General features: G+C 29.1%; 20 protein-coding genes and 1 tRNA gene. 18 read left to right on the top strand and 3 right to left on the bottom strand.

The window, feature by feature from the left end; translation table 11 throughout:
• Window positions 1-44: 44 nt before the first annotated feature.
• The 11 genes from H8923_RS03050 (at window position 45) to fucO (ending at window position 13187) form a co-directional block, all read left to right on the top strand.
• On the top strand, window positions 45-989 hold the full coding sequence (locus tag H8923_RS03050; protein WP_153925789.1) for a siderophore ABC transporter substrate-binding protein: 945 nt from the start codon (window positions 45-47) through the stop codon (window positions 987-989).
• Window positions 990-1195: 206 nt separating this feature from the next.
• The gene (locus H8923_RS03045; RefSeq protein ID WP_153925787.1) at window positions 1196-2893 is read left to right on the top strand and encodes an ABC transporter ATP-binding protein; all 1698 of its coding nucleotides are present in this window, start codon (window positions 1196-1198) and stop codon (window positions 2891-2893) included.
• 132 nt (window positions 2894-3025) lie between these two features.
• On the top strand, window positions 3026-3367 hold the full coding sequence (locus H8923_RS03040) for a PadR family transcriptional regulator (RefSeq protein WP_153925785.1): 342 nt from the start codon (window positions 3026-3028) through the stop codon (window positions 3365-3367).
• Window positions 3351-4511, top strand: a complete 1161-nt coding sequence (locus H8923_RS03035; protein ID WP_153925783.1) for a DUF2812 domain-containing protein — start codon at window positions 3351-3353, stop codon at window positions 4509-4511. Before H8923_RS03040 ends, H8923_RS03035 begins: the two co-directional genes overlap by 17 nt.
• A gap of 50 nt (window positions 4512-4561) precedes the next feature.
• Complete coding sequence (locus tag H8923_RS03030; RefSeq protein WP_153925781.1) at window positions 4562-4744, top strand: hypothetical protein; 183 nt, start codon at window positions 4562-4564, stop codon at window positions 4742-4744.
• 151 nt (window positions 4745-4895) lie between these two features.
• Window positions 4896-5582: a TetR/AcrR family transcriptional regulator gene (locus tag H8923_RS03025; protein ID WP_153925779.1), complete on the top strand. Its 687-nt coding sequence runs from the start codon at window positions 4896-4898 to the stop codon at window positions 5580-5582.
• Between the two features lie 90 nt (window positions 5583-5672).
• On the top strand, window positions 5673-6548 hold the full coding sequence (locus H8923_RS03020; protein ID WP_153925777.1) for a metallophosphoesterase: 876 nt from the start codon (window positions 5673-5675) through the stop codon (window positions 6546-6548).
• 229 nt (window positions 6549-6777) lie between these two features.
• A complete protein-coding gene (locus tag H8923_RS03015; RefSeq protein WP_153925776.1) occupies window positions 6778-8868 on the top strand; it encodes an efflux RND transporter permease subunit in 2091 nt (696 codons plus the stop codon).
• 39 nt (window positions 8869-8907) lie between these two features.
• On the top strand, window positions 8908-11472 hold the full coding sequence (locus tag H8923_RS03010; RefSeq protein ID WP_153925774.1) for a methyl-accepting chemotaxis protein: 2565 nt from the start codon (window positions 8908-8910) through the stop codon (window positions 11470-11472).
• Window positions 11473-11549: 77 nt separating this feature from the next.
• The gene (locus H8923_RS03005; RefSeq protein ID WP_153925772.1) at window positions 11550-11852 is read left to right on the top strand and encodes a hypothetical protein; all 303 of its coding nucleotides are present in this window, start codon (window positions 11550-11552) and stop codon (window positions 11850-11852) included.
• Window positions 11853-12011: 159 nt separating this feature from the next.
• Window positions 12012-13187 (top strand): lactaldehyde reductase, encoded by a 1176-nt coding sequence (gene fucO, locus H8923_RS03000; protein ID WP_153925770.1) that lies wholly within the window; start codon window positions 12012-12014, stop codon window positions 13185-13187.
• A 60-nt stretch (window positions 13188-13247) separates the two neighbouring features.
• On the opposite strand, the gene H8923_RS02995 is transcribed toward fucO, so the two are convergent.
• Window positions 13248-14102 carry an AraC family transcriptional regulator gene (locus H8923_RS02995; protein WP_153925768.1) on the bottom strand — a complete coding sequence of 285 codons (855 nt, stop codon included), beginning with the start codon at window positions 14100-14102 and terminating at the stop codon, window positions 13248-13250.
• A 211-nt stretch (window positions 14103-14313) separates the two neighbouring features.
• Between H8923_RS02995 and H8923_RS02990 the strand changes: the two genes are divergently transcribed.
• The 5 genes from H8923_RS02990 to fucP are packed head-to-tail and all read left to right on the top strand — an operon-like array spanning window position 14314 to window position 20161.
• Window positions 14314-16107, top strand: a complete 1794-nt coding sequence (locus H8923_RS02990; RefSeq protein ID WP_153925766.1) for an L-fucose isomerase — start codon at window positions 14314-14316, stop codon at window positions 16105-16107.
• Between the two features lie 19 nt (window positions 16108-16126).
• Complete coding sequence (locus H8923_RS02985; protein ID WP_153925764.1) at window positions 16127-17629, top strand: rhamnulokinase; 1503 nt, start codon at window positions 16127-16129, stop codon at window positions 17627-17629.
• Window positions 17623-18063, top strand: a complete 441-nt coding sequence (locus H8923_RS02980) for an RbsD/FucU family protein (RefSeq protein WP_153925762.1) — start codon at window positions 17623-17625, stop codon at window positions 18061-18063. The genes H8923_RS02985 and H8923_RS02980 overlap by 7 nt, the downstream gene beginning before the upstream one ends.
• 25 nt (window positions 18064-18088) lie before the next feature.
• Window positions 18089-18793: a class II aldolase/adducin family protein gene (locus H8923_RS02975; protein WP_153925760.1), complete on the top strand. Its 705-nt coding sequence runs from the start codon at window positions 18089-18091 to the stop codon at window positions 18791-18793.
• Between the two features lie 33 nt (window positions 18794-18826).
• The gene (fucP, locus tag H8923_RS02970; RefSeq protein ID WP_153925758.1) at window positions 18827-20161 is read left to right on the top strand and encodes an L-fucose:H+ symporter permease; all 1335 of its coding nucleotides are present in this window, start codon (window positions 18827-18829) and stop codon (window positions 20159-20161) included.
• A 164-nt stretch (window positions 20162-20325) separates the two neighbouring features.
• On the opposite strand, the gene H8923_RS02965 is transcribed toward fucP, so the two are convergent.
• Window positions 20326-20946, bottom strand: a complete 621-nt coding sequence (locus H8923_RS02965) for a peptidylprolyl isomerase (RefSeq protein WP_153925756.1) — start codon at window positions 20944-20946, stop codon at window positions 20326-20328.
• Window positions 20947-21177: 231 nt separating this feature from the next.
• Here H8923_RS02965 and H8923_RS02960 point away from each other — a divergent pair, with 231 nt between their 5' ends.
• On the top strand, window positions 21178-21699 hold the full coding sequence (locus H8923_RS02960) for a CarD family transcriptional regulator (protein ID WP_153925754.1): 522 nt from the start codon (window positions 21178-21180) through the stop codon (window positions 21697-21699).
• A 111-nt stretch (window positions 21700-21810) separates the two neighbouring features.
• Here H8923_RS02960 and H8923_RS02955 read toward each other — a convergent pair.
• A tRNA-Leu gene (locus H8923_RS02955) sits at window positions 21811-21896 on the bottom strand.
• Between the two features lie 175 nt (window positions 21897-22071).
• On the opposite strand from H8923_RS02955, the gene polA reads away from it, so the two are divergent.
• A complete protein-coding gene (gene polA, locus H8923_RS02950) occupies window positions 22072-24723 on the top strand; it encodes a DNA polymerase I (protein ID WP_153925752.1) in 2652 nt (883 codons plus the stop codon).
• Window positions 24724-24731: the final 8 nt, after the last annotated feature.

Genomic DNA, 24731 nt, shown 5'->3' with positions numbered 1-24731 from the left:
ATAAAAATATAAAAGAAAATCTTATAAAAGGAGAGGGAGATATTATGAATAAAAAGGCAGCAATAATTGCAGGAGTTGCAATAGTAGGATTAGTAGGATCATTTGCATTAAGTAGCAAAAAGGGTGTTACACCGGAAAATAATGTAGCAGCAGAGAGTACAATGACAATAACACATAATTTAGGAGAAACAAAAGTAGAAAAAAATCCTGAGAGAGTAGTAGTATTTGATATACCAACTCTAGATACAATGGAGGCTTTAGGAATAGATAATGTAGTTGGTGTTCCAACATCTACATATCCAGAAAATCTATCAAAATATGAATCAGATAAATATAAAAAAGTTGGTACAGTTAAAGAGGTAGATTTAGAAGCTATAAAGTCAGCAGATCCAGATTTAATAATAATAGGAGGAAGACAGGCTGATTACTATGACCAATTAAATGAAATAGCACCAACAATATCAGTATCAAAAGATAACGCTGACTATGTAGGTAGTGTAAAAGAAAATGTAAATACTATAGCTGAACTATTTGAAGTAGAAGAAAAAGCTTCGGAAGAATTAACAAAAGTAGAAGATAGATTAAATGAAGTTAAAAAGTTAGTTGATGGTAAAGAAGCTTTAACAGTTATGGTAAATGAAGGCAACTTAAGTGTTTATAGTGATAAATCAAGATTTGCATTATTAAACCAAGGCCTTGGATTTATAAGTGCAGATAAAACAATAGATGATTCAACTCATGGTCAAACAGTTACATTTGAATATTTAGCTGAACAAAATCCAGAGTATTTAATAGTATTAGATAGAGGTGCTGCTACAGGTGGAGAATCTACTGCTGAGTCTGTATTAAATAACGATATAGTTAAGTCTATGGATGCATATAAAAATGGAAAAATAATATATTTAGATGCTTATACTTGGTATATAAATGATGGTGGACTTAATTCTATAAATATAATGATAGATGATATAGCTAATGCAATAAAATAATAAAGTAAATAAATATAAAAAACAGAATAGAATTAATGAAAAAATTGATATATATGATGTTAAATATATAAATATGCAATTAAAAGAGATGATTTTTATTATGGATCATCTCTTTTATATTGTGTAGCTTTCTTTTAGTTGGGTAATAAGTATATGATATACTAATTTTATAACAAAAAATATAATCATAGATAGGAGGAGTTAGTATGATAAAAGATTTTATAAAATACTATGCACCGTACAAGAAACTTTTTTTCTTAGATCTTTTAGCAGCTTTTTTATTTTCGGCGTGTAACCTAGTATATCCTATGATAACTAGGGATATTATGAATGATGTTGTGCCTAATAAAGATTTAAGAATGTTAATGATATTTGGTATAACACTTGTTGTTATATTTATTTTCAAAGCAATATTAAATCATTTTATGCAATATTGGGGGCATGTTGTTGGAGTTAGAATGCAGGGGGATATGAGAAGTTATGTGTTTACTCATTTACAAAAGCTACCTAATTCTTATTTTGACAATAATAAGACTGGTGTTACAATGTCTAGAATAATTAATGATTTAATGGAAGTATCAGAACTTGCTCATCATGGACCAGAGGACTTATTTATATCTGGAGTGATGCTTATAGGTTCTTTCTTTATACTTTTAAATATAAATGTTTCTTTAACACTTATTATATTTGCAATACTACCATTGTTAATATGGTTTGCGATTGCACAAAGAAAAAGAATGAATAAAGCATTTATGGAAACAAGAGTAAAGACTGGGGATGTTAATGCTACTTTAGAAAATAGTATAGCTGGTATGAAAGTTACCAAATCTTTTTGTAATGAGTATGAAGAATTAAAGAAATTTAATAGTAGTAATAATGTATTTAAAGTTGCTAGAGAATCAGCATATAAGGTTATGGCTGATTATTTCTCAGGAATGAATTTATTTATGGATATACTAGAGCTCATAGCCCTGATAGCTGGAGGATATTTTGCTTATATAGGTAAGATAACTCTTGGAGATTTTACAGCATACTTATTATATGTAAAAATGTTCATTGAGCCTATTAAAAAACTTATTAATTTTACTGAACAATATCAAAGTGGTATGACAGGATTTGAAAGATTTATGGAAATAGTTAATGAAGATACAGAAAAAGAAGTTGAAAATCCTATAGAATTAAAAGATGTAAAAGGAAATATAAATATTGAAAATATATCTTTTACTTATGAAGATAAAAAAGAAGTATTAAAAGGTTTAAATTTAAATATAGAAGCTGGAAAAACTGTAGCTTTAGTTGGGCCATCAGGTGGAGGGAAAACTACATTGTGTAGTTTAATACCAAGATTTTATGAATTTGAACAAGGTGATATAAAAATAGATGGAATAAGTGTTAAAGATGTAAGTTTAAAATCTTTAAGAAAGAATATTGGAGTAGTTCAGCAAGATGTCTTTTTATTTACAGGAACTATAAAAGATAATATTATTTGTGCAAAGCCTGATGCTAGTGATAAGGAAATTATTGAAGCAGCTAAGAAAGCTAGAATACACGAATTTATTGAAAGTTTACCAGAAGGATATGATACTTATATAGGAGAAAGAGGAGTTAAATTATCTGGAGGTCAAAAGCAAAGAATTTCTATATCTAGAATATTCTTAAAGAATCCTCCAATAATCATACTTGATGAAGCTACTTCAGCACTTGATAATGTTACGGAAAGAGAAATTCAGGCATCCTTAGAGGAGTTAAGTAAGGATAGAACAAACTTAGTAGTAGCTCATAGGTTATCGACTATAAGAAATGCAGATGAAATAGTAGTTCTAACAGATAGTGGAATAGCTGAAAGGGGTACTCATGATGAATTAATAAGTAAAGGTGGAGTTTATAGTAAACTTCATAAATAATATTGATAAAAAAGAATGTCTAGGTTAATTTAGGCATTCTTTTTTTGTAAATTATGTCACGATATGATATAGTTTTATTATGATATATCACAACGTGACATATATTAGTAAGGTTTTATTGGAGGTGAAAATATGAGTTTAGAAAAGATACTTAAGGCTTTTATGCCTATGAGTGAAACGGCATACTACATTTTACTTTCATTGAGTGAACCTAGGCATGGATACGGTATAATTCAACATGTTGAGGAAATGACTAATGGAAGAATAAGATTAGGTTCAGGGACTGTGTATGGGACTATAAATAAAATGAAAAAAGCAGGTATTATAACTATATATGCTGATGAGAATAGAAAGACTATTTATGAAATAACTGATTTAGGTAAAGTGTTAATGAAAAGTGAGATAAATAGAATAAAAGAGTTATACAATAATGCTATTAAATTAGAGGGGGAATTTTATGAAAAGGGTGACTAAGCTTTTTTGGAGCTTTAATATTATAAAAATTGAAACATGGTTAGGGGAAATGTCTGAAGAAGGTTATGTATTAGAGGATATTAATACATTAACGAGAGAATTTATATTTAAAAAAGCCACTTCGAAAAAATTAATATATAAGATAGATTATTTAGAAAAAGGAAATAAAAATATTTCAAATACTTTGAAATATAATGGATGGAATACAGTAGTTAATAAGGGTAGATGGATATTTTTATGTAACGAAAATCAAGCTAGTATAAATCCATCTAGAGAAAACTTATTGAGAAGAAATAAGAATATAAAAATAATGCTGGGTGCTTTTGGGTTATATTGCTGTTTTTATCTAGGTACTATATCAATAATTATGCCGAGTACATTTTTACTAGGAGCATTAGGTAGTATTGATATAAAAGAAAGTTTCTCTTTTAGTACTGCACAAATTGTATTTTTCTTAATTTTAACGATGAACTTATACTTATACTATAAGATTAATAAATTAAATAAAGAATTATTAAGAGAAAAAGATAGCAAAAGTGAATATGAAGAAATAATGAATGATTTTAATTTAGAAAATGATTCAGAAGTTATTTACAAAACAAGATTAGGTTGGATTTATTCTCCAGATAAGACAATGGATTGGCTAGAAAATATGGAGCTTAAAGGTTATAATTTACATAAAATTAGTAAGATTGGATCAACATTTTATTTTAAAAAAGGAAGTCCACGTAAAGTAAAATATATAGCAGATTACAAAAACAAAACTGATAATATGTATTATGAAATTTATAAACAAGATGGATGGAAATTACTATATAATTCTTTTGGAAATATATTTAAATGGTCTGTGTGGGGAAAAGAATATGAGGATAAAATTCCTAAAATGTATTCAGATGTAGAAGAAATTAAAAAGCAAGCTAAAAATGTTTTAATAATACATTCATTATTATATCTTCCACTTATTTTTATAGAGTTATATATAATAATGACAGATATAAGTAATTTTATAAATAAAAGAATTGATTCATTATCGATTTCAATATTAAGTATAGTTTTGGTAATAGAGTTTAGTATATTTTATATAAACATATTTAGATACTATCTGCGAACAAAGAAGAGAATAGAAGAATATAAAATACCCTAAATGGATAAATTAAGCTTGTCAGGATCATTCAAAAGTTTCAGGAGGCATTTATGGACAATAATAAAAATAGAATGAAGGATAGACCAAAGTCTAACGCAGAACTAAGAAAAATGTATTTTGAACATGGTTCAGAAATTGGCGTTAAAGATGGCGAGAAAATAGGGGCAAGAAATAGTGGCACTAATAAAACAAAAAAAGAAAAACTATATCATAAAGTAAAAAAAGATGATTAATTTAATCGAAGAAAAATAAGAAGTATCTTGTTGAAGATGCTTCTTATTTTTTTGATATATATACTTATATAAAAAAAATAATACCTATATCAAAAATTTATAGTATTATAAAAGTATTAAATAATAAAATTTTAATCAAAGGGATGATATTATGGACTTAAGAAGTTTAGCAGAAATAGAAGATATTGGGGATATAAAAAAGAGGATAATAGCTAAATCGTCAAAATTATTTATAACACAAGGGTACAACAAAACAACAATAAGAAGAATTGCAGAAGAATCAGGTTTAGGCAGAGGGCATTTATATTATTATTTTAAAAAGAAAGAAAATATACTTCTCCAGATATATAAAAGCTTTCTAGAAAAAATCTATAAATATATAATCGATAACCATACCTTAGGTAGTAGTACTTTAGTCAGTTATGCAGTTAGCCAGTATTTATATACAAATATAATAGTAAATTCAGATGCTTTATTTAGGATATATATAGAAGCATCAAAGGTAGATATTATAAGAAAAGAGTATGTAGATATATTAATTGATTTATTTGATGAAAAGGTGAAAGAAAGTGAATATGATTTTAGTGAAAGGGATATATATCTAAGTGTAACTATAGGATGTGCTGGTGAAAGTGAATTATTGAATAGATATTATGAAAAAAGCATAGATTTAACTTTAGAAGAAATAATAAAAAGCATTATTACAACTAGATTATTATTACTTAATATAGATTCAGATAGCATAAATAAAATTATAGATGAGACTATGGAAATAGTGAATAAAATAGATATAAAAGATATAAAAACAATAGAAGAAATCAGCACTTTCTTTAGTTAAATTGTATGAAAAATTAAATTTAAGTATAGTATAGAATAATATTTTAATGAGAGCTTAAGGCCATTCTGTTAAAGAAAGAGGTTAAATTAAATGATAGGAAATTTACTAATAGGAAGTACTATTCTATTAGGAGGATATACTTTTTATAAATCTCAAATGAAATCTTTAGAAAAAGTGGAATATATAATTGAAAATCATAAAATACCAAAGGAATTTGATGATTTTAGTATAGTACAAATTAGTGACTTACATAATGCTGAATTTGGGAAGGATAATTATAAATTATTAAAGGTGGTAGATGATTTAAATCCTGATATTGTCGTGATTACAGGTGACTTAGTAGATGGAGGAAAAAGTAATTTTGAAGTTGCTTTGAAATTAATTGATGAGTTATCAAAAAAATATAAAATATATCATATAATTGGAAATCATGAGGAAAAAGCATTACTTAAAAAGTATAAAGAAAAATATGAAAATTATTTTAGTCAATTGTATAGTAAGAAAATCATAAATTTAGATAATGAATCTATAAAAATTAAAAAAGGTAAATCAAGTATAAACTTATATGGAATTGTTATACCTTTAAGATATTATAAATATCTGTTCAATAAAAATGAAAAAAGTGATTTAGAAGAAGATTTTATTAAAGATAAATTAGGTAATGTTTGCAAGAGTGAGTATAATATACTTCTTTCTCATACTCCTTTTTACTTTGACCGATATGTAGATTGGGGAGCTGACTTAGTTTTAGCAGGTCATGTACATGGAGGGATTATTAGACTTCCATTTTTAGGAGGTCTTTTATCTCCAAATAGAGAATTCTTTCCTGAGTATGATTTAGGTAAATATGAGAAAGATAGTTCTGAAATGGTATTGTCTAAAGGTTTAGGAGGGTCTAAGATTTTAATTAGAATAAATTGTAAGCCTGAAGTTGTAAAAATAACATTAAAGAGTAAGTTAACATAAATTATTAATAATTAATAGTAAAATAAAATATACTGAGAATGACCTATTATTAGGTCATTTTTTATTGTATTTTCGGCGTATATAATCATTTAAAGTACTAAAAAATATTATATACTTAAAAATTTTTCTATAGTTAAATTTAGGAAAAATATAATTGACATGGATTTAGGCATGCCCTACAATGTACTTATAAATTATTTAGGCATGCCTAATAAATGGGGGGATACATATGGATAGGTTAGCAAAAAAGATAGCTGGCCATAGGAAATTAATATTATTTATAGCAATATTTTTATTAATTCCATCAGTGTGGGGATTTATAAAGACAGATATTAACTATGATATATTAAGTTATTTACCAGACGATAGTTCAACAATTAAAGCAGAAAAAATATTAAAAGAAGATTTTGATTGTGGTTCTATAGCTATGTTGATAGTGGAAAATATGGAAGATAAGGATGTAGCCAATTTAAAGAAAAAGGTAGAAAAAGTAGAGGGAGTACAGGATGTACTATGGAGAGATGACTTTATGGATCTGTCTGTTCCTAAAGAGATTTTGCCGAAAGATATGGTTGATTTTTTATACAGTGGGGATAAATCCACAATGATGGTATTAAAGTTAAAAGATGGTACAGCTAGTTTGGAAACAATGAATGCTGTAGATGAAATAAGAGAAATAGTAGGCAGAGAAGCTTTTTTAAGCGGGATGGCAGGGATAGTTAAAGATACAAAGGATGTGGCAGATGGAGAAACTCCGTTATATGTATTGATAGCAGGAGTATTAACGATAATAGTACTATCATTAACTTTAGAGTCTTATACAACACCATTTATATTTATAGCAAGTATAGCATTAGCGATAATATATAACTTTGGTACAAATATAATATTTGGAGAAATTTCATATATAACAAAGGCTTTAACAGCAATATTACAACTCGGTGTAACAATGGATTATTCGATTTTCTTGCTACATAGATATGATGAAGAATTAAAAGTAAAGGAAAATAAAATAGATGCAATGGCAGAGGCTATTGTAAATACAACAACTTCAGTATTTGGAAGTTCTATAACAACAATAGCAGGTTTTTTAGCACTTTGTGTAATGGATCTAACCTTAGGAAAAGATATAGGTTTAGTTATGGCAAAAGGTGTATTAATAGGGGTCATATGCACTGTAACTATTTTACCTGCATTTATACTTACATTCGATAAGTCAATTCATAAATACAAACATAAAAGTATATTACCAACATTTGAGAAAGTATCAAAATTTACAATTAGACATTATAAAAAATTTGCAGTGATATTTATAATTATATTTATCCCAGCTTTTATAGGTAATATTAAAGCAGAGGTTTATTATAATTTAGATGAAAGCTTACCAGATGACTTACCTTCTATAGTAGCAACTAATAAATTAAAAAACGATTATAACATGAATAGTACAGATATTATCTTAGTTGATGAAAGTTTAGAATCATTCAAAAAAGATGCACTTATAAAGGAACTTGAAAAAATTGATGGTGTAAACTCGGTTTTAGCAATAGAAAAATATCTAGGACCTGGTATAAACCAAGATATCTTACCAGAGGATATTATGAGCCAATTAAAATCAAGTGGTTATGAGCAGATAATGGTTAACTCAGAATATAAGGCTGCATCACCAGAATGTTCAATACAACTTGAAGAAATGAATAAAATTGTTCATAAATATGACAAAAATGCTTTAGTGGGTGGAGAAGCTCCTCTTACAGAAGATTTAATAAAGATAGCTGATACTGATTTTAAAAAAGTAAGTTCAGTATCTATAATTGCTATATTTATGATAATAGTAATTATTTTCAAATCGATTTCTTTGCCAGTAATACTGGTATTAAGTATAGAAACCGCAATATTTGCAAACTTAGGCATACCTTATTATACAGGAACAGTAGAGCCATTTATAGCATCTATAGTTTTAGGAACTATTCAGTTAGGAGCTACTGTAGACTATGCAATTCTTCTTACTTCAAGATTTAGAGAAGAGTTAAATAAAGGTAATGATAAATTTAAAGCTATGGAAATTTCAATAAAAAGCTGTGGTAGATCAATAGTTACAAGTGCATTAACATTCTTTGCAGCAACCATAGGAGTTGGTGTAGTCTCTAAGTTAGAAATGATAGGTTCGTTATGTAGTCTAATGTCTAGAGGAGCTATAATTAGTATGCTTATGATATTATTCATTTTACCAGCGATACTTTTAATATGTGAAAAAATAATTTTAAAAACTAGTAAGGGATTTATAGATAATAAAGATGTATTTGAGGTTGAAGGATAAATAATTTTTAAGATTAGAGAATTTTAGGAGGGATTAAAAATGAACAATAAAAATATAAAAATGAAATCAGCAACACTAATAACAGCGGCTATATTTGCTAGTAACGGAACTTTAATATTTGCGGATAATAGTGATATAAAAAAGGATGAAACAGTATATTCTATTTTAGATGAAAAAGGAAATATAAAAGAAAATATAGTATCTACATGGATAAAAAGCAATTCTAAATTAGGTGAATTAAAAGATATTAGTGAACTTAAAAATATAAAGAATTTAAAAGGAAATGAAACTCCTCAAATAAATGGTAGTAATATTACCTGGGACATAGATGGAGATGATTTATATTATAGTGGAGAAAGTAATAAAAGTTTGCCTGTGGATTTAAAAATAAAGTATGAACTAAATGGAAAAACAGTAGAACCAAGTGAAATTAAAAATAAATCAGGTAAATTAAAGATAACAATATCCTTAAAAAATAATGAAGCAAGAAGCGTCGAAATAAACGGAGAAAATAGAACTGTATATGTACCATTTTTAACAGCAGTTGAAATTCTTATGCCTAGGGACAATTTTAAGGATATAAATGCAAGTAGCGGTACTATATTAGATGAAGGGAAAAGCTGCTCTATAACGTTTGTTTCTGTACCAGGTCTTAAGAATTCGTTAAAACTAAGCAATGATTTAAATAAAGTAATAGGATTAGAAGAAAAGTTAGTTATTGAAGCTGAAGCAACAAATTTTGAAATGCCTAGTATATTAGCCGTAGTTTCTCCTAATACATTTGACCTTGATAAGTTGGATGAAACTAGTTCTGTTAGTGATTTAAAAGATTCTTTAGGTGATTTACAAAAAGGTGGAGAAGACTTATTGGCTGGGGCAGAGAAGTTATCTGAAGGAACTTCTGAATTAAATCAAAACTATAAGTTATTTAATTCAGGTGTGAAAAGTTTAGATGATGGGGCTAGTAATTTAAATAGTGGTGTGAGTAAGTTAAATAATTCAACATCTGCATTAACTAAAGGTGCAAAAGATATAAATAGTGGATTATCTCAATTAAGTATAGCTCAAGGTCAGTTTTCTCAAGGAGCAAAAAGTTTGGATAGCGGAGCTAGTAAGTTAGATGAAGGTATAAGTCAATTAAGTAACTCTACACCAGCACTTAGTAAAGGTACAAGTGACTTGAATAATGGATTATCTCAACTAAGTACTTCACAAGATCAATTTTCACAAGGAGTACAAAGTATAGATAGTGGAGCGGAAAAATTAAATGTAGGTGTGAATCAATTGAGTAGTTCTACGCCAGAGTTAACTAAGGGAGCAAGTGATTTAAATAATGGATTATCAGAATTAAGTTCATCACAAGGTAAGTTATCACAAGGGATAGCTACATATGTTGGCAATGTATCACAAATATATAACAAATATTCAGAAATAAATAGTGGAATAAACTCAGCATATAGTGGATCTAAAGACTTGGTAAATGGATTAAGTCAAGGTAGTGGAGGAATAAATGATTTAATAGATTCTGCTAAAAATGCATCAGGTCTAGCTGATAACATTACAAGTGTTGCAGCAAGCATTGAAGATGAAAATTTAAAAAATCAATTATTAGGAATAAGTAAAGAATTGAAAGGAATATCATCATCTCAACAACAAGGTTTAAACACATTAAGTTCAAAGATTAATGATGCATATAAAGGAGCAGCAACATTAAATAGTGGACTTAGTAATCTCAGTTCAGGCTCAAGTTCTTTTTATGATAGTTTAGCTAAGATTTCAAGTGCAGGAAGTGATTTAGATTCAAATGCTAGTAAAATAAAAAATGCAACAGATACTATTTATAGTAGAAGCACTGCATTGTCACAAGGTGTAAATAAACTAGATGCAGGAGTAAGTGAATTATCAAAAGGAAGTAACGAATTAAAGAAAGGTACATCTCAGCTTAACGATAATGCTACTAAATTAAAAAGTGCAACAGATACTATATATACTGGAAGCAGCTCTTTATTAGAAGGGGCAAATAAAGTAGATAAAGGAACTAGTGAATTATCAAAAGCAAGTAGCGCGTTAAAAGGAGGAGCATATCAGCTTAGTGAAAATGCTACTAAATTAAAAAGTGCAACAGATACCATATATAATGGAAGTGGGGCATTATTATATGGTACAATGCAACTAAATACAGGTGCAACTCAATTAGCTAAAGTATCAACACAGCTAAAAAAAGGAACAACAGAACTTAGTACTAATTCAACTAAAATTTTAAAAGGTACAGAAGATTTAAATAGTGGGGCTAAAGAGCTATATACAGGTACTAAAAAATTAAAAACAGAAGGCTTAGATAAATTATATGATTTAGGAAATGAAAAATTAAGTGAGATGGATGGTATATTAGAAGCTACTGATAAAATAATTGAAATATCTAATGATTACGATAACTATGGTGGAATAACTGAAAATATGGAGGGGAATGTAAAGTTCATTATGAAAGTAGATGATAATTCTTCAGATGAAACATCTAATTCAGCAAATCAAAAAGAAAAAGTAAATACAGAAGAAAAAAATAATGGTGGATTTATGAATTGGATTAAAAGTATACTTAAATAAGATTAATATTGTTATAGATAAATGTTATAGGGTAAAATATAAAATATAAATTACAGTTTAAGGAGAGACACATCAATATGGAAGAAATGAACATACTTATAACGGCTGAAGCTAAGAGAGAATTAGATAAATTATTAGAAAATAGTGAAAAGAAATGTATAAGAATACTTACTAGATGTATAACTATGACAAGTGATGCAAAGATAGATTTAGAGTTAGATGATTATAATGAAAATGATAACTTATATGACGTTGACGGATATAAAATAGCTATAAATAAAGCTTTAGATTCACAAATGAACTATATAACAATATCTTATGGAGGACTTTTAAGTCGTAATCAATTTAGTGTAGAAGCAGATTTTTGTTTCTATTATTAAAATGCAGGTTTTAGACCTGCTTTTTTATATTATAAAAATAGTAAAATTAAAAAAAGTGAATATAGTCATATTTTATGCCATTATATTAATAGTAATAGTAAATATAAGAAAGTAGAATTAAAGTATAAAAATAATTTATAAACAAAAGGGGAATTAAATATGGCGAATAGGATAGTGTTAAATGAAACTTCTTATCATGGTTCAGGGGCAATAAAGGAAATAGTAACAGAGGTAAAAGGTAGAGGATTAAAGAGAGCGTTTCTATGTTCTGATCCAGATTTAATTAAATTTGGAGTAACAGGAAAAGTTACTACTATATTAGATGAAGCAGGCCTTGAATATGAAGTTTATTCTAATATAAAACCAAACCCAACAATTGAAAATGTTCAATCAGGGGTATCAGCATATAAAGCTTCTGGTGCGGATTATATAATTGCAATTGGTGGCGGTTCTTCTATGGATACAGCAAAAGCAGTTGGAATAATAATAAACAATCCAGAGTTCGAAGATGTTAGAAGTTTAGAGGGGGTAGCTCCTACTAAAAATAAATGTGTACCAATAATAGCTGTACCAACAACTGCAGGTACTGCAGCAGAAGTAACTATAAATTATGTTATAACGGATGTTGAAAAGAATAGAAAGTTTGTATGTGTAGATACACATGATATACCAGTTGTATCAATAGTAGATCCAGATATGATGTCAAGTATGCCAAAAGGGCTTACTGCGGCAACAGGTATGGATGCTTTAACTCATGCAATAGAAGGTTTTATAACAGGAGCAGCTTGGGAAATGACAGATATGTTCCACATAAAAGCTATTGAATTAATTTCTAAAAGTTTAAGAGGAGCTGTTGAGAACACTAAAGAAGGTAGAGAAGGAATGGCTTTAGGTCAATACATTGCTGGAATGGGATTCTCTAATGTAGGTCTTGGTATTGTTCATTCTATGGCTCATCCTTTAGGTGCATTATATGATACTCCTCATGGTGTAGCAAATGCAATAATACTTCCAACTGTTATGGAATACAATGCAGAAGCTACGGGTGATAAATACAAGCATATAGCAGCGGCTATGGGGGTTGAAGGTGTAGAAAATATGAGTGTTGAAGAATATAGAAAAGCTGCAGTTGATGCAGTGAAGAAGCTTTCTAGTGATGTAGGTATACCATCAGATTTAAGCGAAATAGTTAAAGTTGAAGATATTCAATTTTTAGCAGAATCTGCATATGCAGATGCATGTAGACCAGGTAATCCAAAAGAAACATCAGTAGAAGACATAGTAGAATTATATAAGTCTTTAGTATTGGTAAAAAATATATCTGTTAATGGATAAAACAAAAGCGTAGTTCAAATATATTTATTTGAATTACGCTTTCTTTTTTTATGATAAATTTTATAGTGAAGCTTTTAAATATTGCTTAGGAGTAATTCCTTTATGTTTTTTAAAGGTTTTGATAAAATAACTTACATCATTAAATCCACAATTTAAAGCTATTTCAGTTATAGGAGAGTCGGTAGTCAAAAGCTGTTCACATGCGCTTTCTATTCTATAATAATTTAGGTATTCAATGGGTGTTTTATTAGTCATCTCAAAGAAAAAACGGCAAAAGTATTTTGGCGTCATGCAACAAGCTTTTGCTAAATCATCGAGAGAAAGAGTGTTAGAATACTCACTTTCGATTAATGAAATAACATTTTTAAATTGCAAAAGTCTTTCTTGGCTCTTTTTAGTAATCCTTTTTCTATTTTCATATAATTCATTTGATAATATAATCCCTAGTAAATGATATAGAGAACCTTGAGTTACAAATTCATGTCCAATATTTTTAGATTTCATAGACTCAAATAAATGATTACAACAAATTTTAAGATCATTAATATTATTAGGAAGTTTATGTTTAATTACCTTTTTTTGATTGATAATGTCTTGAATTTGTTTTGTACAAATATGATTTTCTTTAAGTAATAGCTTCATATCAAATACAATACATTCATATATGCAGTTATTAGGTACACCGCCATGAAAAAAGCCATCTTGTATGAAGATAATATCTCCTTTATGAGCTAAGATTTTTTTATCATCTATTATTAATGAAAATTCACCTTCTAAAATTCGTACTATTTCGTATTCAGTATGCCAGTGATATGGCATATTATATCGGGGATGTTCTGGTGTAACGTGATAGAATTCTATAGGAAAATCAAAAGTACCATGTTGTTTATCTTCTTTGTATTCGAAAAATTTCATAAACAATCTCCTCCAAATTAAAAAAGTAAAAAGTGAATATTATTATATTTTATTACCATTATAAACCAAGTAAACGATTTCCGATATTTATATAATTAACTTAGAAAGGTTAAGAAATGACAATTCTTTATAAGTTTATTGTCATATATAGAATAAAAATATTCAAGGAAAAAAATTAAATGAAATATAAAGATATTAAGGGGGAATAAAAATGGCAAAGAGCAGATTAGTAGGGGGATATCCAGTAATAGGAATAAGACCAACAATTGATGCTAGAAAAGGAGTACTTGATGTAAGAGGTTCACTTGAAGAACAAACAATGAATATGGCTAAATCAGCAGCAAAATTATTTGAGGAAAATTTAAAATACTCTAATGGAGAGCCTGTAAAAGTTGTTATAGCAGATAGCACAATAGGTAGAGTTCCAGAATCAGCAGCATGTCAAGAAAAGTTTAAAAAAGAGGGTGTAGATATAACTCTTACAGTAACACCTTGTTGGTGTTATGGATCAGAAACAATGGATATGGATCCAATGACAATAAAAGGTGTATGGGGATTCAATGGAACTGAAAGACCAGGTGCAGTTTATCTTGCATCAGTTTTAGCAACTCATGCACAAAAAGGTCTTCCTGCATTTGGTATCTACGGACATGATGTTCAAGAAGCAGATGCAACAGAAATTCCAGAAGATGTTAAAGAAAAATTATTAAGATTTGGTAGAGCATCAGTTGCCGCAGCATCTATGAGAGGAAAATCTTATTTACAAATAGGATCAATATGTATGGGTATAGGTGGTTCTATAATAGATTCAGCATTTATGGAAGAGTACTTAGGAATGAGAGTAGAGTCAGTTGATGAAACAGAAGTAATAAGAAGAATGACCGAAGAAATATATGATAAAGATGAGTTCGAGAGAGCATTAAAATGGACAAAAGAAAAATGTATAGAAGGTTTTGATAAAAATCCAGAGCATGTTCAAAAAACTAGAGAAGAAAAAGATGCAGATTGGGAATTTGTTGTTAAGATGATGTGTATAATAAAAGACTTAATGAATGGAAATGAAAATTTACCAGATGGCTGTGAAGAAGAAAGATTAGGACATAATGCAATAGCTGCAGGTTTCCAAGGTCAAAGACAATGGACAGATTTCTATCCAAACTGTGATTTCCCAGAAGCATTACTTAATACTTCATTTGACTGGGATGGAGCTAGAGAACCATACATATTAGCCACTGAAAATGATGTATTAAACGGCATAAGTATGTTATTTGGAAAATTATTAACTAATACTCCACAAATATTCTCAGATGTTCGTACTTACTGGAGCCCAGATGCAGTTAAGAAAGCAACAGGGTATGAATTAGAAGGTGTAGCTAAAGAATCTGATGGATTTATACATTTAATAAACTCAGGTGCGTCTTGTTTAGATGCTTGTGGTCAAGCTAAAGATGAAAATGGAAATGGAGTAATGAAAGCTTGGTATGATATAACTGAAGAAGATCAAGAAGCAATACTAAAATCAACTACTTGGAATCCAGCTGATAATGGTTATTTCAGAGGTGGTGGATATTCTTCTAGATTCTTAACAGAAGCAGAAATGCCTGTAACTATGATGCGTTTAAATCTTGTTAAAGGATTAGGTCCAGTAGTTCAATTAGTAGAAGGATATACTGTAAAATTACCAGATGAAGTATCTGATAAATTATGGAAGAGAACGGATTATACTTGGCCTTGTACTTGGTTCGCACCAAGACTTACAGGAAAGGGTGCATTTAAATCAGCTTACGATGTAATGAACAACTGGGGAGCTAACCATGGTGCAATAAGTTACGGTCATATAGGTGCAGATATATTAACTTTATGTTCTATATTAAGAATACCAGTAAGTATGCATAACATAGATGAAGAAAATATATTCAGACCAGCCGCATGGAATGCATTTGGAATGGATAAAGAAGGTCAAGATTATAGAGCATGTAATGTTTATGGACCAATGTATAAGTAATCAATAGAAGGTGGATAGTATGGTAAAGAAAAATTTAGATAAAAAAGTTTTAGCTTTTGACTTTGGAGCTTCTAGCGGAAGGGCAATGCTTGGAAGTTTTGATGGAGAAAGAATTCATATAGAAGAAGTACATAGATTTTCTAATGATCCTGTAATTGTTGGTGGAACAATGTACTGGGATGTACTTAGATTATTCTTTGAAATAAAGCAAAGTTTAATTAAGTCTAAAGCTTATGGGAAAATAGACAGCATCGGAATTGATACTTGGGGAGTAGATTTTGCATTATTAGATGAATATGGTCAATTAATAGAGAACCCAATACATTATAGAGATGGAAGAACTGCTGGAATGCTAGAAAAAAGCTTTGAAAAAATATCTAAAAATGAGTTTTATCAGATAACTGGAAATCAGTTTATGGAGATAAACACTGCCTTTCAATTACTATCACTAAAAGAAAAAAGATCACATCTGCTTGAGAAAGCAGATGTGATGCTTCTAATGCCAGACCTATTTAATTACATGTTAACAGGAAAAAAGTTAACAGAAAACTCAATAGCATCAACTACTCAATTATTTGATGCTAAAAATAGAGTTTGGTCTGAAAGAGTGATAGGTTCTCTTGATATACCTAAAAATATATTTACGGAAATAGTACCAAGCGGAACTATAATTGGAAAGATATCTGAAGATATAAGTGAAGAGTTGAAAATAGATATGTGTAATGTTATAGCAGTAGCTGGACATGATACTCAAAGTGCTTTAGTTTCAGTACCAACACAAGAAAATGATTTTGTATTTTTAAGTTGTGGAACATGGTCATTACTTGGAACAGAGCTTAATAATCCAATAATAAATGAAAAATCATATAACTATAATATAACTAATGAAGGCGCTTGTGAAAATAAGGCATCTTTCTTAAAGAATATAATTGGATTATGGTTAGTTCAAGAGAGTAAGAGACAGTGGGAAAGAGAAGGAAAAGAATTTAGTTTTTCACAGTTAGAGGATATGGCTAAAGAAGCAGTACCTTTTAGATCGTTTATAGATCCTGATGATCCTGTATTCACACCAGCAGGTAATGTACCTGCTAGGATAAGAGAATACTGTGCAAAAACTAATCAACCAGTGCCAAGAAATGAAGCTGAAATAGTAAGATGTATTAATGAAAGTTTAGCATTAAAATACAGAACTGCCTTAGAAGAAATAGAAGATTGTACAAGTAAGACTTATTCAACAATATATATGGTTGGCGGAGGAATACAAAGTAAATTACTTTGTCAAATGACTGCAAATGCATGCAGAACATATGTGTCAGCAGGGCCAGTTGAAGCTACTGTTTTAGGTAATATAGCAGTACAGCTAATGGCGACAGGTGAAATAAAAGATTTAAAAGATGCTCGTAAAATTATAAATAATTCTCAAGAAATAGATAGATATTCACCAAAAGATACAATGCTTTGGGAAAGAGCATATGAAAGATTTAATAAAATTATTAATGCTAAGGAGGTAGTATCATGCTAAAAGGAATACCGAAAATCTTGTCTCCAGAATTATTAAAAGTATTATGCGAAATGGGGCATAGTGACCAAATTGTTTTATCAGATGGAAACTTCCCAACAGAAAGTATGGGAAAAGATTGTATAGTAATTCGTTGTGATGGTCACGGTGTACCAGAGTTATTAGAAGCGATATTAGAAGTATTTCCATTAGATACTTATATAGAAAAACCAGTCAATCTTATGGAAGTTGTACCAGGAGATACAGTGGAAACACCAATATGGGATACGTATAAAGAAATAGTAAGCAAATATGATAATCGTGGCAATGAAGTTGTAGGAAATATAGAAAGATTTGCTTTCTATGAAAAAGCAAAAAAAGCATATGCAATAGTAGCGACTGGAGAAAAAGCATTATATGCAAATGTTATATTACAAAAAGGTGTAGTTGTAGACTAAAAATTTTATTATCGGAGGGAAATTTATGGAATGTACTAAAACTTTAGAATATATGGAAGTAAGAGAACAAATATGTGATGTATGTCATAAGATGTGGCAATTAGGATGGGTAGCAGCTAACGATGGAAATGTAAGTGTAAAATTAGAAGATGGAACTTTTTTAGCAACACCAACAGGAATAAGTAAAAGCTTTATAACACCAGAAAAATTAGTCCATATAGATGCTGATGGGAATGTATTAGATGGGCAAGAAGGAGCAAAACCTTCTTCAGAAATAAAAATGCACTTAAGATGTTACAAAGAAAGAGAAGATGTAGGAGCTGTTGTTCATGCACACCCGCCTACAGCAACAGGATTTGCAGTAGCACATCTTGATTTAGATAGATATACAATGATAGAAACTGTAATAGCAATCGGATCTATACCAGTAACTCCATATGGAACACCATCTACATACGAGGTTCCAGATTCTATAGCACCATATTTACAAGAACATGATGTTTTATTATTAGAAAATCATGGTGCATTAACTGTGGGGGCAGATTTAATAACAGCTTATTATAGAATGGAAACTTTAGAGTTATATGCTAAAATAAGCTTAACAGCACATTTATTAGGCGGAGAAAAAGAAATTTCAAAGAATAATATAGATAGATTAATAGGAATGAGAAAAGGTTACGGTGTAACAGGAAGGCATCCAGGATTTAAACGTTATAGAAAAGAAAAATAAACTTTGAGTATCTATAATTAAGGGGGATATATTATGGAACAAAAAATAAAAGGTAGGGCAGGGAATTCTTCTGATAAAACTCCTATTGTACCGAAACAATATATAGTTCATTTCGTAATGCTTATTTCATGCTTTATACTTTGGGGTTTACTAAATAATATGACTGATAACCTTGTACCTGCATTTGGAAGAATATTTATGTTAGAAGCAGCAGATGCTTCTTTAACTCAAGTTGCGTTTTATGGATCATATGCTGTACTTGCATTACCTGCAGCAGTTTTAATAAAAAAGTATTCATATAGACATGGTGTGTTAGTTGGACTTGGACTATATATAGTGGGGGCTATGGGATATATTCCAGCTGCAATGTCACAAAACTTTAATTTATTCTTAATATCAGTGTTTGTATTAGCAGGAGGTCTTTCTATATTAGAAACAACTTGTAATCCATATGTAATTTCATTAGGGGATGAATCTACTAGTGTACGTCGCCTTAATCTTGCTCAAGCTTTTAACCCAATAGGATCTTTAACAGGTATTATACTTGCTAAATATTTAATATTAAGTAATTTGAATCCAGCAACATATGAAGAACGTATAGCAATGACTCCAGAAGCATTAAGTGCTATACGTAGTAATGAATTACTATGGGTATGTGTGCCATATGTTGGATTAGTAGCAATTGCAATAATTATTTGGTGCTTCTTTAAGAAGAATAAGGATTCTGAAAAGGATGAATCAGGAGATCTTAATATAGTTAAATCTATTAAGAAACTTGTAAAAATACCTCGTTATGCCTTTGGAGTAGTTGCTCAATTTTTCTATGTAGGAGTTCAAATAGCTGTATGGACTTGGACTATACAATATGTTATGACAACTCTCGGATTAAATGAAGCTGCAGCAGCTCAGTACTATCTTATAGCAATAATTTCATTTATAATTTGTCGTTGGGTATGTACAGCTCTTATGAAGTATATAGACCCAGCAATAATGATGGCTATATTTGCTATAGGTGGAATCGCATTTAGTTTAGGAACTATATACTTACCAACAAATCAATCTGTTTGGTGTCTGGTTGCAATATCTGCATGTATGTCATTAATGTTCCCGACTATATATGGCATAGCACTTAAGGATTTAGGAGAAGAAGTAAAAGTAGGGGCAGCAGGACTTATAATGGCAATACTTGGAGGAGCAGTTATAACACCATTTATGGGAAGTCTTATAGATAGTGGTAAATTATCTAGCATTGTGCCAATGTTTAATGGTTCAGAAGCTGCTATTCGTTCATCATTCTTAGTTCCTGTAGTTTGTTTTGCAGTAGTTCTTTTATACTCAATTTGTTTCAGAACTAAGAAGTCTGCTTAAACATAGAAAGATAGTATTATAAATTTAATTAAAAGCATCTTATTAAGTAACTCTTAAATAAGATGCTTTTAATTATTAAATATTATTTTATGTAGAAAAATCATTAAAAACCTTAGTAAAGTGATCAACTACAGACTATAAAAGTAAATAACTTTAAAGAATAATTACATTTTATCTGGTTCTTTATAATCTACACCTTTAGTATCAACTTTTATTGACTGTATCAGCACATCTTTGATAGGCTTATCGTTACTGTCTGTTTCAACATTTTCTATTTTGTGAATAATATCCATGCCACTTATTACTTTTCCAAAAGAGGCATATTGTCCATCTAAATGGGGAGAATCTTTTGTTACTATAAAGAATTGGCTACCAGCACTATTTTTACTTTGGCTTCTAGCCATAGAAATGACACCTTCAGTATGGGCCAGATCATTTTTAAACTTATTATTAGCAAACTCTCCTTTGATACTATATCCAGGACCACCCATGCCTGTTCCATCTGGATCTCCACCTTGAATCATAAAGTCTTTTATAATTCTATGGAAAGTAAGACCATCATAGAATCCACTATTCGCTAGTGATATGAAATTATTTACAGTATTTGGTGCTATATGAGGGTAAAGTTCAACCTCAACAGTTCCAAAGTCTCTAAATACTATTGTTGCTATAGGAAGTTCTTTAGGTGGCGTTCTAGCTTCATCAATGTTATTTAGATTTGATGAGCACCCAACTAAAGCTAGAGCTCCTGCCAAAATACTTGCTAAAAATCCTTTTTTTAACATTATACTACCATCCTTAATTTTAGTTTATTTATTAATTATATCATAAACATTAGAATATAATTTTAATATATAAAATTTATATTTTAGCTAATAAAGATATATGAAGATTAAGAGTAGGGTAAATAAATTAAAATATGTAAAATAGTTAACAAATCATGCTTACATTCGATTTGAAAAATATGATAATCTTATAATAAAGTATATTATTAATGTAAGAGGTGGTATTTTTATATGTATGAAATAGGAGAACTTATTATATATGGGAGTAATGGAGTATGTAAAGTAGAAGATATAGGAGTACCAAATATACCTGGAATAAATGTTGATAAAGTATATTATACTCTTAAACCAGTGTATCAAGATGGAAAGATATTTACACCTGTAGATACAAATGTATTTATGAGACCTGTTTTGTCTTATGGAGAAGTACAAGATTTAATAGAGCTTATTCCATCAATGCAAAAGGATTTAGTATATGATAAAAATGCAAGAGTTGTAGAAGATTTTTATAAAAAATTCTTAGAAACACATAATTGTTCTGACTTATTAACACTAGTGAAAATGTTATATGAGAAGAAGGAGAGCATTTTAAATAATAAGAAAAAACCTAGTCAGATAGATGAAAAATTTATGAATATCGCAGAAAATTTAGTTAATGAAGAATTTTCAGTTGTTTTAGGGATTGAAAAAGACGATGTTCCAGAATATGTAGGAAAAAAATTAAATAGGATATTAGATAATAAAGAATATTAGATAAAATAATATTATTATAAGTGTAGTTAAATTTATTTTAAAATAAGATTTGCTACACTTTATTTATATAAAAAAGTAAAACTCCAATCTAGAAAAGAAAGGAGTTCTTATTGGTGCCGGATATGGGACTTGAACCCATACTCTATTGCTAGAAACGGATTTTGAGTCCGTCGCGTCTGCCATTCCACCAATCCGGCATATTCAGAAAATATTTAAAATTTATATTATTTATTATATCAATAAAATAGAACGTTTGCAACATATTTAATCTTAATATACATTAAATCTTATGGTATTATTAAATAATAGCATAATGGTATATAATAACTATATATAAAAGCTAAAATACATAGAACTTTAGGAGTGATAACTTTGGATAAAAGATTAATTATAATAGATGGAAACTCAATAATAAATAGAGCTTTTTACGCATTGCCTGAAATGACTAGTAAAGACGGTCTAAAAACAAATGCAATCTACGGATTTACAACAATGTTATTTAAGATAATAGATACATATAAGCCTACTCATATAAGTGTAGCCTTCGATAGAAAAGCACCAACATTTAGACATTTAGAGTTTAAAGAGTACAAGGCTGGAAGAAAGAAAATGCCGGATGAACTTAGAGAACAATTTGAACCATTAAAAGAACTTTTAGATAAATTTAATATACATAGATTAGAACTAGATGGATATGAAGCTGACGATATAATAGGAACAGTTTCAAAGTTAGGTGAAGAGAATGATTATAAAGTATTTATAGTAACAGGAGATAAAGATGCTATTCAGCTTGCATCAAATAAAACAACTACTTTAATAACTAAAAAAGGTGTTGGAGAGGTTGAAGAATATAACTTTGATTCTGTTATGGAAAAATATGAAATGACTCCAACTCAATTTATAGACTTAAAAGGTCTTATGGGAGATAAATCAGATAACATACCAGGTGTTCCAGGAATTGGTGAAAAGACTGGAATAAAGTTAATAAAAGAATTTTCAAGTATAGAGAATCTAGTTGAACATACTGATGAATTAAAAGGAAGTGTAAAAAAGAAAATAGAAGAAAATAAAGAATTAGCTATAATGAGTAAGAGATTAGCTACTATTATCAGAGATGTTCCGATTGAAGTAAATTTAGAAGAATTAGAGTACGGTGATTATGATAAGGATGCTGTGATAGAAGAATTTAAAAGATTTGGATTCACAAGCCTTATATCAAGACTTATAGACTTAGATGGTGGAAATGAACCAATTGAGGAAGTAGCTTTAGAATTAAATATAAAATCACTTGATAATGAAGAAGAATTAATAAATGAAATAAAAGAAAAAAAGGAACTAATAATTAAAACAGTTACGAAAGTAGGAAATATACTTGAAAAAAATATATTATATATGTTCATAAGTGTTGATGGAGAAAACATATACTATTTAAATGAAGGACAAATATCATTATTCAAAGATGTTTTAGAAAGTAATGAAATTAAAAAGTTTGGCTATAATCTAAAGGATGATTATATAGCATTAAGACCTTATGATATAAAACTTGAAAATATGTATTTTGATATAACAATAGCAGAGTACTTAATAGACTCAGCATCTTCTACTTCTTATGAATGTAGTGCTATAGCAATGAAATACTTAACTAGAAAAATAAAATCTAAAGAAGATTTATTAGGAAAAGGTGCTAAGGCTAAGAAGTTTGAAGAGTTAGATATAGAAGAGTTATCAGAGTACATAGCACAAATAGTAAACGTAGTTAAACTTTCTTCAGAAAAGATGGAAAAGAGCTTAAATGAAAGCGATATGGACAGCTTATTCTATGCAGTTGAAATGCCATTAGTTGAAGTTTTAGGAGAAATGGAATTTGTAGGAATAGAAGTAGATAGAGAAATGCTTAATGAATTAGGTACAGAATTCAAAGAGATTATAAGTAAGTTAGAATCTGAGATATATGAAATGGCAGGGGAATCATTCAACATAAATTCTCCTAAGCAATTAGGTGTAATTCTATTTGAAAAATTAGAATTACCAGTAATTAAAAAGACAAAAACAGGATATTCAACTAATGCAGAAGTACTTGATAAATTAAGAGATAAACATGAGATAATAGATAAGATCACAGAGTATAGACAAATAGTAAAATTAAATTCTACTTATGTAGAAGGTCTTTTAGGAATAATGAATCCTATAAGTAATAGAATACATTCATCATTTAATCAAACGATAACTACTACAGGAAGAATTTCTTCAACTGAGCCAAATCTTCAAAATATACCAGTGAAGATGGAGATGGGAAGAAAGATTAGAAAAGTATTTATAGCAGGTAAAAATCATAAATTAGTAGATGCCGATTATTCTCAAGTGGAACTTAGAGTGCTTGCTAATATGAGTGGTGATGAGAATATGATAGATGCATTCAAACATGGTGAAGATATACATGCTAAAACTGCATCTCAAATATTTGATGTAGATATAAATGATGTAACACCTAGACAAAGAAGTGAAGCTAAGGCTATAAACTTCGGTATAGTTTATGGAAAGAGTGATTTTGGATTATCTGAAGATTTAAATATACCTGTAAAACAAGCAAAAGAATATATAAATAGTTATTTTGAAAAATACAGTAAAATAAAAGAATTCATGGATAGAACAATAGAAGATGCTACTGTAAATGGATATATAACAACTTTATTAAATAGAAGAAGATACATACCAGAGTTGAAATCTAGCAACTTTATGTTAAGAAATGCAGGTAAAAGAGCTGCTATGAATGCGCCAATTCAAGGTAGTGCTGCAGATATCATAAAAATAGCAATGGTAAATGTATATAAGAAGTTGGAAGAAAGCAATTTAAAATCAAAGCTTATACTTCAAGTACACGATGAACTTATAGTAGAAGCTACTGATGATGAAATAGAAATAGTTGAGAAAATAGTAAGAGAAGAAATGGAAAATGCATTTAGCATGGATGTCCATTTAGATGTAGACCTTAATGTGGGATACTCTTGGTATGAAACAAAGTAGGTGATTGG

It is taken from the genome of Romboutsia faecis (genome assembly GCF_014323405.1).
GTDB lineage: Bacteria > Bacillota > Clostridia > Peptostreptococcales > Peptostreptococcaceae > Romboutsia_E > Romboutsia_E faecis.
Note: the sequence above shows the minus strand (reverse complement) of the source record. Positions and strands in the feature narration are given on the sequence as shown.

Bases quoted from the DNA above. Each gene is read 5' to 3' on its own strand.
- H8923_RS02975 (WP_153925760.1), top strand. From the start codon at position 18,089: ATGGAATGTACTAAAACTTTAGAATATATGGAAGTAAGAGAACAAATA.
- H8923_RS02990 (WP_153925766.1), top strand. From the start codon at position 14,314: ATGGCAAAGAGCAGATTAGTAGGGGGATATCCAGTAATAGGAATAAGA.
- H8923_RS03025 (WP_153925779.1), top strand. From the start codon at position 4,896: ATGGACTTAAGAAGTTTAGCAGAAATAGAAGATATTGGGGATATAAAA.
- H8923_RS03020 (WP_153925777.1), top strand. From the start codon at position 5,673: ATGATAGGAAATTTACTAATAGGAAGTACTATTCTATTAGGAGGATAT.
- H8923_RS02985 (WP_153925764.1), top strand. From the start codon at position 16,127: ATGGTAAAGAAAAATTTAGATAAAAAAGTTTTAGCTTTTGACTTTGGA.
- H8923_RS03040 (WP_153925785.1), top strand. From the start codon at position 3,026: ATGAGTTTAGAAAAGATACTTAAGGCTTTTATGCCTATGAGTGAAACG.
- H8923_RS02960 (WP_153925754.1), top strand. From the start codon at position 21,178: ATGTATGAAATAGGAGAACTTATTATATATGGGAGTAATGGAGTATGT.
- H8923_RS03045 (WP_153925787.1), top strand. From the start codon at position 1,196: ATGATAAAAGATTTTATAAAATACTATGCACCGTACAAGAAACTTTTT.
- H8923_RS03030 (WP_153925781.1), top strand. From the start codon at position 4,562: ATGGACAATAATAAAAATAGAATGAAGGATAGACCAAAGTCTAACGCA.
- fucO (WP_153925770.1), top strand. From the start codon at position 12,012: ATGGCGAATAGGATAGTGTTAAATGAAACTTCTTATCATGGTTCAGGG.
- fucP (WP_153925758.1), top strand. From the start codon at position 18,827: ATGGAACAAAAAATAAAAGGTAGGGCAGGGAATTCTTCTGATAAAACT.
- H8923_RS03010 (WP_153925774.1), top strand. From the start codon at position 8,908: ATGAACAATAAAAATATAAAAATGAAATCAGCAACACTAATAACAGCG.
- H8923_RS03050 (WP_153925789.1), top strand. From the start codon at position 45: ATGAATAAAAAGGCAGCAATAATTGCAGGAGTTGCAATAGTAGGATTA.
- H8923_RS03005 (WP_153925772.1), top strand. From the start codon at position 11,550: ATGGAAGAAATGAACATACTTATAACGGCTGAAGCTAAGAGAGAATTA.
- H8923_RS02995 (WP_153925768.1), bottom strand. From the start codon at position 14,102: ATGAAATTTTTCGAATACAAAGAAGATAAACAACATGGTACTTTTGAT.
- H8923_RS03035 (WP_153925783.1), top strand. From the start codon at position 3,351: ATGAAAAGGGTGACTAAGCTTTTTTGGAGCTTTAATATTATAAAAATT.
- H8923_RS03015 (WP_153925776.1), top strand. From the start codon at position 6,778: ATGGATAGGTTAGCAAAAAAGATAGCTGGCCATAGGAAATTAATATTA.
- H8923_RS02965 (WP_153925756.1), bottom strand. From the start codon at position 20,946: ATGTTAAAAAAAGGATTTTTAGCAAGTATTTTGGCAGGAGCTCTAGCT.
- H8923_RS02980 (WP_153925762.1), top strand. From the start codon at position 17,623: ATGCTAAAAGGAATACCGAAAATCTTGTCTCCAGAATTATTAAAAGTA.